Source organism: Exiguobacterium sp. s132, assembly GCF_018617235.1.
GTDB lineage: Bacteria > Bacillota > Bacilli > Exiguobacteriales > Exiguobacteriaceae > Exiguobacterium > Exiguobacterium profundum.
The window spans coordinates 110,177-122,735 of the sequence record NZ_JACSJU010000002.1; the positions used below are offsets into that span (position 1 = coordinate 110,177).

Sequence of the window (12,559 nt, forward strand, 5' to 3'; positions counted from 1 at the left end):
CGGTTAAGTTGGAATTAAAGGAGGCACTAATGAAAGCAGTCAATTACCCAGTCATTCCTGGAGCAGGCGCGTTTTATTATGAAGGAAACGAAATCGGTATTTTGCTTTGTCACGGCTTTAACGGGACACCTCAGAGTGTACAGGACGTCGGAATTGAGTTGATGAAGCAAGGGTTTACGGTGTATGCCCCGCGCTTGAAAGGGCATGGGACACATCCGGAAGACTTTCGATGTTCCACGCATCGATGTTGGTATAAAAGTGTGACGAAAGGAATCGAGCGATTACGCGAGTCGTGTCAGACGGTCATCGTCGTCGGTCAGTCAATGGGTGGGACGTTGGCACTCAAGGCTGCCCTTGAAGGAAAGGCGGATGCGATTGTGACAATCAATGCCGCGTTATCGGTACCAGGATATGCGTGTCATGCGTCGGATACCGAGTGTCGATTTATCGACGAAGATGCGCCCGACATCTTGGCAAAAGACGTATATGAGATTGTCTATGACCGTGTGCCTACAAGAGCGATTCGGGAATTGCTTTCGCTGATTGACGAGGTGCGACCGCACGTCGGAGCGGTTGATGTGCCGACATATGTCATCCATTCTGCTGTCGACAACGTAGTACCGCCTTCCGACTCCATCTGGTTGTTCGATCAGTTACAAGGAAAAAAAGAATACGCGGTGCTTCCTAACTCGTATCACGTCGCGACGATGGACCATGATTGGAAGCATTTGTCGAAGCTGATCACGACCTTCTGTGAACAGGTTGGGGCGCGCCATCAAAATGCAGTGTAAAACTGCATTTTTTTGTGGGCTCATTCTTTGCAAACGCTTGCACTAGTGCTATGGTAGATGTGAATCATACCTTATTGTAGGAGGCACGGTGCCGTATGGAGACGTTGTTCAGCCAAACGAAACAAACAGAAATCAGTCGTGTATGGTGGAAAGAGGCCATCGCCTATCAAATTTATCCAAGAAGTTTCAACGATTCGAACGGGGATGGAATCGGTGATCTTCGCGGAATCATTGAAAAGCTCGATTACTTAGAAGACCTTGGAATTGATGTCATTTGGATTTGTCCGATGTACAAATCGCCAAATGATGATAACGGATATGATATCAGTGACTATCAAGACATTATGGACGAGTTTGGGACGATGGAGGATTTTGATGCTTTGCTAGAGGCGGTGCATGCACGAGGGATGAAACTGTTGCTCGATCTCGTTGTCAACCATACGTCGGACGAACATCCATGGTTCCTTGAATCGAAAAGCTCGAAAGACAATCCGAAACGGGATTGGTACATTTGGCGAGATGGGAAAGATGGGATGCCACCGAGTAACTGGGCGAGTATCTTTGGCGGGTCCGCTTGGGAATATGATGAACAGACCGATCAATATTACTTGCACGTCTTCTCGAAGAAACAACCCGATTTGAACTGGGAGAATCGTGAAGTTCGGACGGCTGTCTATGACATGATCAACTGGTGGCTCGATAAAGGAGTAGACGGATTCCGTGTCGATGCGATCAGTCATATTAAAAAGATGCCGACGGAGACGATGTTACCTTCTCCGGACGGGAAATCGATCGTTACGGCGTTTTCGATGTACTCGAATATCGATGGAATCCATGAATATCTACAAGAGATGAAGCGAGAAACGTTCTCCAAATACGACATTATGACTGTTGGGGAGACGAATGGCATTGAGCCGGAAGAAGCCGACCAATGGATGGGACCAGAGAATGGTGCGATGAATATGGCCTTTCACTTTGATCATGTCGATATCATGCGACGGTCGCGTCTTGCCCCGCTCGATGTCGTCGAGCTGAAACGAATCTTCGATAAATGGCAGCAGGGGTTACGCGAAACTGGATGGAACGCATTATACATTGAAAACCATGACATGGTGCGAGCGGTATCTCTCGTCGGGGATGAGCATCATTATTGGCGTGAAAGTGCCACGGCGCTTGGGATGATGTACTTCTTCATGCACGGGACACCATTCATTTACCAAGGACAAGAAATCGGGATGAAGAATGTCCCGCTCCCATCTATCCATGACTATGATGATGTCGCGACGAAAAACGAGTACTTTGAACGCATCGCGAATGGGATGAGTGAAATCGATTCGATGCAACAAGTATGGGGCACATCTCGTGATAACGTCCGGACACCGATCCAGTGGGATGCCTCACCTTATGCCGGTTTCTCGACGACGACCCCATGGATGCCGATTCACGAAGAGTATGAGACGCTCAACGTCGAAGCACAGCGAAACGACCAGCACTCCATTCTGTCGTTCTATAAGGAGATGATCCGTCTTCGTCGAGCTGAGGAGACGTTTACGTATGGTCGTTATCGTGACGTCTTGCCTGAACATAAGCAAGCCTTCGTCTATGAGCGTACGTTTGAGAACAACCGCTTCTTCGTGGTCGTCAACTTGACCGCCAATCCGGCAGAAGTGACCGTTCCGGAAATTGCAGGCGCTACGCTTGTCATGACGAATGAGATTGACCCCGAGACGATTGATACGGAAACGTTTATGCTTCGTCCATTCGCAGCACGGTTATATCGTTTATGATAGAGAGGTACCTTCCTAGGAGGGTACCTCTTTTGAATGAGGGGTGTGACGAGGATGCATACGATTGAATTTTCCAATGACAACGAGGTCGTACGCATGGTCATTGGTGGTGCCGATCGCGAACGGTTGGAATTGATGATTGATGAGCGACGCGTTACGATTTACGTGAAAGCGTATCTCGATTTTGGAGAGGCGTTCGCCAAGGCGTTTCATTCGTTGAAAGGGACGGCCGCACTCCGTGATGTGGAAGGACAGTATGTCATGGATGTGATCTTTTCGTATCGAGGGGTCAGCGTTCGATTGCATGATCCGTTTCCTGAGAAGACGCTTCAGACCGATCAAAGTTACATGACAGAAACGATGCGACAAATTGGCATCTGGAATAGGCTGTGACAAATGAGGGAAAAGAGCATATGATAGAGATTGACTAAATGGAAAGGGGTGTCGGGTATGGATGGAACGAAACGTGCTGACATTCGCCCAGGACTCCACGTCCAAATCGTTTTAAAACAAGATCAACGAAGCGGAAAGCTGACGAAAGGCGTCGTTCAAGATATATTGACGAACTCGCCACGTCATCCGCACGGAATCAAAGTGCGTTTGAGCGATGGACAGGTCGGTCGTGTGAAAGTGATCGAAGCTGGAGGTGAGTAAGATGAGTGAGAAAAAACTATCTTTTCAAGAGGCGATGAAACAAAAGCTGGCAGAGAAGAAGCAAAATCAAACGAAGGTTCCGACGGGTTTACATGGTACAAAACAGAAACCGTTGACGAGCCAATTGACGAAAAAACCAAATAACCAGAAGAAACGTACTGGTATTTAAACTCGCAGCTACTCGAAAAGAGTGGCTGTTTTTTTGATTATTCATTTCGTTATTGTGAATTATAATCATGATTTAATATTTCTAAACATTTTTATGTAAGCGCTTTAAGTGCTTATAAATAAGGAATCTCGCTTATATGATGTGAAAAAAGAGTGAAATGACCTATAAAAAAATTATTGATAATTGTCAGAATCTTTGTATAATTCAGAACTAAGACATCATAAAAAATTCTCAACTTCAGATTCACACAACAGGGAGGAACTTATTCATGGAAGCGATTCAAGGTATGTTACAAGGAAGCGTCGACTTTTTGAACAACATCTTATGGTCGTACGTATTGATCGCCGTTCTCGTTGGAGCCGGGATCTACTTCACGGTCAGAACACGTTTTATGCAGTTCCGTTACTTAAAAGAAATGTTACGTACGGTGACAGATAAATCGGACGTTACACTTTCAAAAGACGGGAAGAGTATTTCTTCAATGAAATCATTCTTTATCGGTGCCGCGACTCGAATCGGTACAGGTAACCTTGCCGGGGTCACGGTAGCGGTCACACTTGGTGGACCAGGAGCGGTCTTCTGGATGTGGATCGTCGCCCTTCTCGGTGGTGCGACAGCCATGATTGAAAGCACGCTCGCTCAAGTATACAAAGTGAAAGACGATGTCGCGTACCGCGGTGGTCCAGCTTACTACATCGAAAAAGGTTTGAACAACCGTGCACTTGGAATCGTATTTGCGGTTCTCATTGCTGTCACATTCGGACTCATCTTCAACTCTGTTCAATCGAACACAATCGCTGCAGCATTCGATAACGCATTTGGAATCGATGCGGCGATCGGCGGAGCAATCTTAGTTGTTCTTACTGGTCTTGTCATCTTTGGTGGTGTACAACGTGTCGCGAACTTCTCGGCGATCGTCGTACCAGTCATGGCTGTTCTCTACCTTGCCATCGCACTCTACGTTGTCGTTGTGAACTTTGCTGAACTTCCAGGCGTCTTCGCTATGATTTTCCAAAGCGCATTTGGTTTGAACGAAGCAGTCGGTGGTTCAATCGGTGCTGCAATCTCAATGGGTGTACGCCGTGGACTCTTCTCGAACGAAGCAGGTATGGGTTCTGCACCAAACGCAGCAGCTGCTGCTGAAGTATCGCACCCTGCGAAACAAGGTTTCCTTCAAGCACTCGGTGTATTCTTGGATACGTTGATCGTATGTACAGCAACTGCAGCGATCATCCTTCTCTCAGACAGCTACGCTGCTGGAAATGGTGAAGGGATTGTCCTTCTTCAAAACGCATTGACTGAACAAATCGGAGCACTTGCCCCAGCATTCATCGCTGTCAGCGTCTTCTTGTTCGCCTTCAGCTCGATCGCAGGAAGCTACTACTACGGTGAAACGAACATCGAATTCATTAAGAAGAGCAAAGGTGCAGTTCTTGGATTCCGTCTTGCGACAATGGCATTCGTCTTCATCGGAGCGGTCGCAAGCCTTGGATTCGTATGGAGCCTCGCTGACCTCTTCATGGCAGGGATGACATTGATCAACATCGCGGCAATCACATTGCTCGGTGGCGTTGCCTTCAAAGTTCTTAAAGATTACGAAGAGCAACGAGCTCAAGGTCTCAACCCACGCTTCTCGGCTCGTAAACTCGGTATCGAGAATACAGAGTGCTGGGATGTGGAAGAAGACGAAGTGGCACAAGGTACTGTTCAAGCAGCAGCAGCCGACGCTTCAAAATCATAATTCGTGAAATGCAACAAACAGGGACCCTGCTAATCGAGGTCCCTGTCTTTTTATGCATGATAACGTATCGGCTTGACGGTTTGTTCCGTCTCCGATTTGTTCAAATACAAGTAACTTCCGGCAACGAACAACGCACCACCGACAATATTACCGAGTGTGGCGAAGAATAGATTGTAAAGGGCACCGCTAAAGGTGACGAGGTCCGACGGTACATAGTGGAGCGCGAGAGCGAAAACGCCCATGTTCGCAATCGAGTGCTCGAATCCAGCGGCAAAAAATACGACGACCGGAAGCATCGTCAGCATAATCTTCGCGACATCATTGTTCGTTTTGAGTGGCATGAAGATGGCCAAACAGACGAGCACGTTACATAAGATTCCTTTCAAGAAAATAGCAAGGGCGTCTCCACCGATTTTCTTCGCGGCGACGACAGCAAGCAAATGGTCACCCGACACGTCACCCATGCTGTGAGCTCCGATGACGAGAAGCGATAGCATGACGGCACCGATCAAGTTACCGACCCAACTGAGTCCCCATATTTTTGCGAGGTCGAACCAAGCGACACGTCCCCGTTTTGCACCAGTGTAGAGATACATCGTGTTGCTCGTAAACAATTCTCCCCCCATCCAGACGATGAAGACGAGTGCCACTGAGAAACTGGCGCCCGCAATCAGCATCGTTCCGGGGACATCGATGAACATGTTTCCGACGGTGAATGAGAAGACGACTCCAATTCCGATTAAAAAGCCAGCGATTATCGATCGCAACATGTATTGAGGAAATGAATGTTGAAGCAATGATGATTTCTTAAATGCGGCTTCTTCCATATAATCGACGACTTGCTTTTCCATGAAAAGACCTCCTTTAGACCCTTTCAGTCTAGGAGGTCAACGTGAAGTTTGCAATTGTTTTCACAAACTTTCAAGAAGTTCTCAAGAAACCGTTCACATCGTTGCCACGAGTTCAACTTTGATGCGGTCCGGGTCTTCAAAAAATAGTGCTGTATAGTTTGGGCCTCCTGCGTGGGGGAAGCGGTCTGCGTACAATTCACGAAACCCGTGTGATGCGAGCTGTTGCCGAACTTCTTCTAATTGTGCGAGGGAAGACGCATGAAATGCCAAGTGGTTGAGACCAGTCTTTTTTCGGTGATACGGTGGCGCAAGGTGAGTCTTTTCCGTTTGAACGAACACGAGATATGTTTCACGGTATCGATAGCTCCGTCCTTCTGGCCAAGATTGATAGAGCGTGTAATCAAGTTGTTCACAGAGGAGCCATTCCCAGGCACGTATACTGTCGTGTAGGTTTGAAACGTAAAGCTCAACATGGTGAAGCATGAGAATCATCCTTTCGATGGACGTTTGAAAATGGTCCGTTCGGTATAATTGAACTATACAACGAATGAGGGAGGAAACGTATGGATCGGACAGGGCTCGTCTCAAATATTTTGATTGCCGGAAAGACCGGTGTCGGAAAGAGTGCGTTTATCAACTATATATATGGACATGACGTCGCCGAATCGCGTGCTGGAAGTCCGGTCACCGCAGAAGGACTTCACGAATATGAGTATTACGATTTAGAGCGGGGTATCTTGTTTCGTTTTTTTGATACGTGGGGGCTCGAAGCAGACCGCTCTGAAGAGTGGCATCAAGCGATCTTATCCATCGTCCATCAGCGTGAAGGCGCGCTCGATATCGCGGAGTGGTTTCATACGATTTACTACTTGTTGTCGGTGCAGTCAGGACGTGTCGAGGCATATGAGCTCGAGGCGATTTTAAAACCTTTATATGAGCGGGGGAGCAACGTCACCCTCATTCTGACTAACTTCAACGAAGACGACCCGATGAGTGTGCAAAAGGCAGAGGCGATGGAACGGGTATTGTTACGTGCACTACCGATTGAAGAAGAGAACATCATCCGTGTCAACAGTGTCGAAAAGAAGTTACTCACAGGAAAACACGTCCCGGTAAGAGGATACGAAGAGGTATGGAATCGGAATCGGACGAATCTATGGAAAGACATCGAGCGAAAACTTCCCATTAACTTGACGAATCATCTTCTTGAAGAGTTAGAGGATTGGCGAATTCGGAGTATCGCTTCTGCAGAGACGATTCGGATGCTGACCCCGCAAGCGATGATTAGTTGGAAAGCTAGAAAAATAGAGAAAGATTTAGAAAAGACGCTTGAAGAGGCCGCTTTGACGACGGAAGAGGCGATGGCAGAAGGGGTGCGTCATTATATCCAACTCATGCAGCGGTACCCGCTAGTCGGAGAGCAAGCAGACCTTTTGTTTAGAACAAGACGAGTTGAGCTCGGATTTGACTACTCGTTCGGAAAAACAGTTCGAAAGATGGTTCTCGGAATGATTCCTGGAGTGCACTTCATCTACTGGGCATTCAAGCGTCGGGCGGCAGAGCGAGGGATTAAAAAGGCCATCGAGCAACAATATGCATCTGTAAGACAAACGATTGAAGAAGAGATTCGACGCGGCTTTGAGCGCGAGATGGGTCAGCTTGGTCGCACGCTCAACTCATAAGGGGGAAACGTAAATGGAATCGACGAAACGATTTGATTTTAAAGATTATGATTTAAAGGCAGAGCTCGAACGGCTACGGGGCAATGTCAAAAAACCAAACATCCTCATCGCGGGAGCAACGGGAGCAGGAAAGAGTTCTGTTGTGAACTACGTGTTTGGACGTGATTTGACGAAAGTAGCAGCCGGGGAACCGGTCACAAGAGGAATTCATCAATATACGAGTGATGATATCGCAGTCACCTTGTTCGACAGCGAAGGATATGAGATTGGGAGTGCGCGGCAACAACATTACGAAGAGGAAGTCATCGGGTTTGTGGAGAACGCAAAGCGGCAAGAGGCATCCAAACGACTTCATCTCGTCTGGTATACCATCAACGCTGCGACAAAGCGTGTCACACCACTCGACAAGGCCTTGATTCGCCGTCTACGTGAATCGACCGCTGTCGCTGTCTTATTCACACAAATCGATCAGGTCGATTTAGAGGAACTGACGGCATTACGGAATGAACTGAATGGAATCCTTCCGGAAGAAGCGATCTTCCAAGTCAGCATTTCTTCGGAAATATTGAACGATGAAGCGTTGCGTCAATATGTGGATTGGGAACGACTGATTGCGTGGTCGGTTGAACAGCTAGATGCTTCCTTGCAGGAAGGGCTCTTGATGGAGATTCATGCAGAGAGTGAAGCGATGCTCAAGTTAAAGCGTAAAAAGGCGAATCGAATTATCTCTGGCTATGTCGCGAGCGCAGGAACGGCTGCTGCGGTTCCGCTCCCGTTTGCTGATGCCGTGGCATTGACGCCGATTCAGGTGACGATGAGCGTCCATCTATTTCGCTATTGGGGTGTCAAAGCGAGTGATGATTTGTTGAAGACGCTCATTGGAAGTACCATCATTCCACAAATCGGTCGCACGTTATCGAAAACGATCTTATTGAACGTCATGAAGTTTTTCCCGGGAGCGAACGCAGCGGCCGGTGTCATCAATGCGACCGTCGCATCAGGGATCACGTGGGCCATCGGACTCGCAATTAACGAAATCGCTTATCGTAATGCTATGGATTCATCGAAAACGATTGAACAGTTGTTAAATCAAGAGTTCGGATCGCTATTTGAACAGTTTTTGAAGCAAAAACCGAAGGCGGATCAACCCTCTTAACGCCTCCCATTTGTTAGACTACAAGTAAGTGTAGAGAGGGGGAGAAAAATGAAAAAGCGAATCTATATTACGCGTCGCTTGCCAGAAGAGGCAGTCGAACCGCTTCGCGATCAATACGATGTGCGCATGTGGAAGCATGAAGGGGAAAGTGTGCCGCGAGAGGTTCTTTTAGAAGAAGCGTCATCTGCGCATGCGCTCTGGACCATGCTCAGCGACACGATTGACCGTGAAGTGTTTGAGCGTGCCACACATTTAGAGGTCGTCTCCAATTTGGCGGTCGGATATAACAATATCGATTTGAACGCAGCGAAAGAGAATGGCGTCATCGTCACCAACACACCCGATGTCTTGACGGAAACGACAGCAGATTTGACGTTTGGTCTCATGATGATGACGGCACGACGTCTCGGAGAGGCGGAACGTGACTTGCGCGCCGGGGAGTGGAAGTCCTGGCTGCCGATGGGCTACGTCGGGATGGACCTTTATCAAGCGAAATTGGGTATCATCGGAATGGGGCGAATCGGTGAAGCGGTCGCACGTCGGGCAAGAGGATTTGACATGGAAGTTCTATACCATAACCGGACACGGCGACATGAGTCGGAGTCGATGTATGGCTTCACCTATGCGGAACTCGATGAACTATTGACACAATCCGATTTCGTCGTCGTTCTCGCACCGCTCACGGACGAGACACGGGGAATGCTCGGGGCTAAAGAGTTTGCCAAGATGAAGGAAACATCCATTTTCATCAATGTGGCTCGTGGAGAAATCATCGATGAACAGGCGCTATATGAAGCACTTAAAGCGAGGAAGATTTGGGGAGCGGGATTAGACGTATTCACAAAAGAACCAATCGACCTCGGTCATCCATTATTGACGCTTCCGAACGTGACGACATTACCGCATATCGGGAGTGCAACGATTCGGACACGTCTGGCGATGATGGCATTGAATCGAGATGCCATCACAAATGTGCTCGAAGGGAAAGAACCGAAGAATCGTTTGACGTAAGAAGAGCCTGACGCGGGTGCGTCAGGCTCTTTGTTACTATGTTAGAAACGTCGGATATTATCCGGATCTTCTACGTCATTTCGATAAGCACGATCATCGAGACCACGTAGTTTTTCCTCGCGATCTGGATTCTTCGTTTCTTTATCCAGTCTATCTTGCTCCGGGTCTACGGGATGGCTTGGGTCGACGGTCTGAGCCTCACGGTAAGGTTTTGAGTCGATTTCCAATCCATCGTCAGTATGACTACCGAGATGAGTCGATGATGCGTCTTGATATGGTTTCGAATCGACTGTCACCCCGTCTTGATGACGACGTTCAAAGTCTTCATCCACATAAACGAGGATTTTCCCGGCTTCTACATCGTCATAGTGACGTTTTACTTCCTCTTCGCTCAGTCCCATGTTGCGTAGACCAGCGTGCACGTCTTCATGACCGCTGAGGAACGCCCGAACCTTATCGAACCAGCTCGCTTGATGGGTCGCTTCCGTATGAACATCTGTATCACGTCTCAAAATCGAAACGTTGTCTTCATGTTTTGTGACGACATAAATGTGTGAGTCTTCATAACCTTTCGCTCGCAACTCCTCGATTTTCCCAAGTGCTGCATCCTGCGTGTCGTGCATGCTGATAAATCGTTTCTCATTCATAGTCGTTCCTCCTTATAATCGGCGATGATCTTCTAATCCAGAATGACCGCGTACAATCGGATCATCCTTTGTACCACGTGGATTCTCGTCGTGATCGTTAAATGGTTTCGCGTCAAAGGCGATCCCATCCGCTTTTTCCCCTTTATCATGATCGAGCTCACTGTCTTTTTTATACATGTTCGGATAGCGGTCGTACGAGTGTCGATCGATGTAGAGTAAAATTTGTCCTTCATCGATTGCATCATAATACTGTTCCGCTTCGGCATCGTTTAGCCCCATATTCCGTAACTCATCACGAATGCGGTCACTTCCGTGTAGGAATGCTTTGACACGGTCAAGCCAATTGACGTCACGGATACCGGACTCGGCATTTACATCCGTGTGGTCACGTAACGCAGAAATTTCCCCGTCCCGCTTGGCGACAACATGCATATTTTTTTCAGCTTCCCCTGCAGCTTTCAGCTCTTCCACTTTGTGCATGACTTCCTGTTCTGTCTGGAACAGGCCAATCATTTTTCGTTCTGACATCGAATACCCCCTTTAGAATTTCCAATCTAAAACAAGCGTCACAATAGGAGTAATTTCCGTTCTCGCCATAATCGAAACAAAAAACGCCATCTCCTAAGAGGAGTGGCGTGGTTAGTAATAAAGCATGAGCGTATCGTCTCCGAGAGAACAACGTGTACTCTTCCAGACGAACTCGATTAATGTCCAGATGGCCATAAAGCCACTGATCGCCATTAAAATGAGCGCGTAGAGTGGGGTCAACTGAATGATGAATGACCAACCAATTGTCATTAAGAGCGGTTGAATCAGAAAGATAGACATGATGTAGACGACAACGATGAGCAAGGCGAACGCAATACGCCGACCGAGCGTCTGGATGTAATGTCGAAAACGGGTCAATATGCCGAAGATAGCACCGGTCACGAGGACGGGTAACAGGAAGGCCAGATAATCAATTGGATACGTCGACATGGGGGCGGTGAATAGTCGACCGCTAAAGACATCGTCAATCACGAGCAGTAAGTTGGCGTAGGCAAATGCCAAAATCATACCTAGTAGCCAGCCGAAGCGGTTCCAAATCGTACGAGACGATTTGAGTGCTTCAATTTTTGTGTAGGCGAGGAAGGCAAGGTCGCGCACTTCGATTTCTTTTAACGAAAGCTTGGCTTCGTCCAATTGATTGACGGCCCAATCGAATTCCCGGTTTGCTTGCGCTTTTTCATGAGGTTTTAATTCATCCGAGGCATCAATCAACACGTGATAGCGTCGACGATATTCTTCATTTGTTTCGGGTTGTTCAATGAGGAAACGAGCGTATTCCTGAGGATCTTGGTTTAAAAGACTTTCGAGCGACTGACCACTTTTCTCTGCATGCCGGATATATCCAGCAAGTGCGAGTAGATGGCGATCCGCTTCTGCCTCATTTCCAAGTAGTTCGATGAGGCGCTGGCGCACGTCGTTAAAGAACTGTTGGACGTTCGGATCGTGAATCATATTCGGTTCCAGGGAGATTCCTCTCCTTTCTCAGTTTGTCATGGTCAAGCCGGAGGTTCGTCGTTATGAGAAAGTTTAAGTGACTCGAAATCACCTTGCTCGATACTTCGAATCAAAATTTCGCTTCCACCCATATTTGTCGAAAGCGGGATGGAGTAGACGTCACAAAGACGCATCAATGCGCTCACATCCGGTTCATGAGGTTGAGCAGTTAATGGGTCTCTGAAAAAGATGATCATATCCATCTCCCCGCGTGCGACGGCAGCACCGATTTCTTGGTCCCCTCCAAGCGGTCCGGATCGGAAGCAATGGACAGGCAAGCCGGTCGCTTCAGCGATTCGCTTACCCGTTGTACCGGTCGCAAACAACTGATGTTTCTTTAGTATATGGGTGTAAGTTTTAATGAGGACGATTAAATCATCTTTCTTCTTGTCGTGAGCCACTAAAGCGATATTCATCCTAAATTCCTCCTAACATGACGTCTCTTGTTATTCGTATCATATTTGACTTCATTTGGCACGATTTCTCTCTTAAACTAACGTACCCATTTCCAATGAATCGTAATAGTCA

15 protein-coding genes are annotated in these 12,559 nt (G+C 47.7%); 9 read left to right on the forward strand and 6 right to left on the reverse strand.

All coding sequences use genetic code 11. The features are described 5' to 3' along the window. Positions 1-29 precede the first annotated feature (29 nt). The 6 genes from KNO78_RS11160 (at position 30) to KNO78_RS11185 (ending at position 5,142) form a co-directional block, all read left to right on the forward strand. Complete coding sequence (locus tag KNO78_RS11160) at positions 30-791, forward strand: alpha/beta hydrolase (protein WP_159563255.1); 762 nt, start codon at positions 30-32, stop codon at positions 789-791. A gap of 131 nt (positions 792-922) precedes the next feature. Further along, positions 923-2,578, forward strand: a complete 1,656-nt coding sequence (locus KNO78_RS11165) for a glycoside hydrolase family 13 protein (RefSeq protein WP_214691427.1) — start codon at positions 923-925, stop codon at positions 2,576-2,578. A gap of 54 nt (positions 2,579-2,632) precedes the next feature. Further along, positions 2,633-2,971, forward strand: a complete 339-nt coding sequence (locus KNO78_RS11170; RefSeq protein ID WP_214691373.1) for a hypothetical protein — start codon at positions 2,633-2,635, stop codon at positions 2,969-2,971. 57 nt (positions 2,972-3,028) lie between these two features. Then, complete coding sequence (locus KNO78_RS11175; RefSeq protein ID WP_015880320.1) at positions 3,029-3,232, forward strand: YwbE family protein; 204 nt, start codon at positions 3,029-3,031, stop codon at positions 3,230-3,232. A 1-nt stretch (position 3,233) separates the two neighbouring features. Continuing rightward, the gene (locus KNO78_RS11180; RefSeq protein WP_015880321.1) at positions 3,234-3,401 is read left to right on the forward strand and encodes a hypothetical protein; all 168 of its coding nucleotides are present in this window, start codon (positions 3,234-3,236) and stop codon (positions 3,399-3,401) included. 268 nt (positions 3,402-3,669) lie between these two features. Continuing rightward, positions 3,670-5,142: an alanine/glycine:cation symporter family protein gene (locus tag KNO78_RS11185; protein ID WP_074035131.1), complete on the forward strand. Its 1,473-nt coding sequence runs from the start codon at positions 3,670-3,672 to the stop codon at positions 5,140-5,142. A gap of 50 nt (positions 5,143-5,192) precedes the next feature. Here the strand turns inward: KNO78_RS11185 and KNO78_RS11190 are convergent, their stop codons facing one another. Both KNO78_RS11190 and KNO78_RS11195 read right to left on the reverse strand, forming a co-directional pair. Then, positions 5,193-5,993, reverse strand: coding sequence for a formate/nitrite transporter family protein (locus KNO78_RS11190; RefSeq protein ID WP_214691372.1), 801 nt, complete (start codon positions 5,991-5,993; stop codon positions 5,193-5,195). 93 nt (positions 5,994-6,086) lie between these two features. Further along, the gene (locus tag KNO78_RS11195; protein ID WP_214685001.1) at positions 6,087-6,476 is read right to left on the reverse strand and encodes a VOC family protein; all 390 of its coding nucleotides are present in this window, start codon (positions 6,474-6,476) and stop codon (positions 6,087-6,089) included. Positions 6,477-6,556: 80 nt separating this feature from the next. Between KNO78_RS11195 and KNO78_RS11200 the strand changes: the two genes are divergently transcribed. From KNO78_RS11200 to KNO78_RS11210, 3 genes are read left to right on the forward strand one after another with little or no spacing between them, the layout of a single operon-like run. Next, positions 6,557-7,675 carry a GTPase gene (locus KNO78_RS11200; RefSeq protein ID WP_214691371.1) on the forward strand — a complete coding sequence of 373 codons (1,119 nt, stop codon included), beginning with the start codon at positions 6,557-6,559 and terminating at the stop codon, positions 7,673-7,675. Positions 7,676-7,688: 13 nt separating this feature from the next. Further along, on the forward strand, positions 7,689-8,831 hold the full coding sequence (locus KNO78_RS11205) for a YcjF family protein (protein ID WP_214691370.1): 1,143 nt from the start codon (positions 7,689-7,691) through the stop codon (positions 8,829-8,831). 48 nt (positions 8,832-8,879) lie between these two features. Further along, positions 8,880-9,842 (forward strand): 2-hydroxyacid dehydrogenase, encoded by a 963-nt coding sequence (locus tag KNO78_RS11210; RefSeq protein ID WP_214691369.1) that lies wholly within the window; start codon positions 8,880-8,882, stop codon positions 9,840-9,842. 41 nt (positions 9,843-9,883) lie between these two features. On the opposite strand, the gene KNO78_RS11215 is transcribed toward KNO78_RS11210, so the two are convergent. The 4 genes from KNO78_RS11215 to mgsA form a co-directional block, all read right to left on the reverse strand. Next, positions 9,884-10,489, reverse strand: a complete 606-nt coding sequence (locus KNO78_RS11215) for a YflT domain-containing protein (RefSeq protein WP_214691368.1) — start codon at positions 10,487-10,489, stop codon at positions 9,884-9,886. A gap of 12 nt (positions 10,490-10,501) precedes the next feature. Next, positions 10,502-11,017 (reverse strand): YflT domain-containing protein, encoded by a 516-nt coding sequence (locus KNO78_RS11220; protein ID WP_078146037.1) that lies wholly within the window; start codon positions 11,015-11,017, stop codon positions 10,502-10,504. A 111-nt stretch (positions 11,018-11,128) separates the two neighbouring features. Beyond that, entirely contained in the window at positions 11,129-11,989 is an 861-nt protein-coding gene (locus KNO78_RS11225) for a hypothetical protein (RefSeq protein WP_078146038.1), read from the reverse strand. A 44-nt stretch (positions 11,990-12,033) separates the two neighbouring features. Continuing rightward, the gene (mgsA, locus tag KNO78_RS11230) at positions 12,034-12,447 is read right to left on the reverse strand and encodes a methylglyoxal synthase (RefSeq protein WP_078146039.1); all 414 of its coding nucleotides are present in this window, start codon (positions 12,445-12,447) and stop codon (positions 12,034-12,036) included. Positions 12,448-12,559 lie beyond the last annotated feature (112 nt).

Bases quoted from the DNA above. Each gene is read 5' to 3' on its own strand.
- KNO78_RS11160 (WP_159563255.1), top strand. From the start codon at position 30: ATGAAAGCAGTCAATTACCCAGTCATTCCTGGAGCAGGCGCGTTTTAT.
- KNO78_RS11170 (WP_214691373.1), top strand. From the start codon at position 2,633: ATGCATACGATTGAATTTTCCAATGACAACGAGGTCGTACGCATGGTC.
- KNO78_RS11175 (WP_015880320.1), top strand. From the start codon at position 3,029: ATGGATGGAACGAAACGTGCTGACATTCGCCCAGGACTCCACGTCCAA.
- KNO78_RS11180 (WP_015880321.1), top strand. From the start codon at position 3,234: ATGAGTGAGAAAAAACTATCTTTTCAAGAGGCGATGAAACAAAAGCTG.
- KNO78_RS11185 (WP_074035131.1), top strand. From the start codon at position 3,670: ATGGAAGCGATTCAAGGTATGTTACAAGGAAGCGTCGACTTTTTGAAC.
- KNO78_RS11190 (WP_214691372.1), bottom strand. From the start codon at position 5,993: ATGGAAAAGCAAGTCGTCGATTATATGGAAGAAGCCGCATTTAAGAAA.
- KNO78_RS11195 (WP_214685001.1), bottom strand. From the start codon at position 6,476: ATGCTTCACCATGTTGAGCTTTACGTTTCAAACCTACACGACAGTATA.
- KNO78_RS11200 (WP_214691371.1), top strand. From the start codon at position 6,557: ATGGATCGGACAGGGCTCGTCTCAAATATTTTGATTGCCGGAAAGACC.
- KNO78_RS11205 (WP_214691370.1), top strand. From the start codon at position 7,689: ATGGAATCGACGAAACGATTTGATTTTAAAGATTATGATTTAAAGGCA.
- KNO78_RS11210 (WP_214691369.1), top strand. From the start codon at position 8,880: ATGAAAAAGCGAATCTATATTACGCGTCGCTTGCCAGAAGAGGCAGTC.
- KNO78_RS11215 (WP_214691368.1), bottom strand. From the start codon at position 10,489: ATGAATGAGAAACGATTTATCAGCATGCACGACACGCAGGATGCAGCA.
- KNO78_RS11220 (WP_078146037.1), bottom strand. From the start codon at position 11,017: ATGTCAGAACGAAAAATGATTGGCCTGTTCCAGACAGAACAGGAAGTC.
- KNO78_RS11225 (WP_078146038.1), bottom strand. From the start codon at position 11,989: ATGATTCACGATCCGAACGTCCAACAGTTCTTTAACGACGTGCGCCAG.
- mgsA (WP_078146039.1), bottom strand. From the start codon at position 12,447: ATGAATATCGCTTTAGTGGCTCACGACAAGAAGAAAGATGATTTAATC.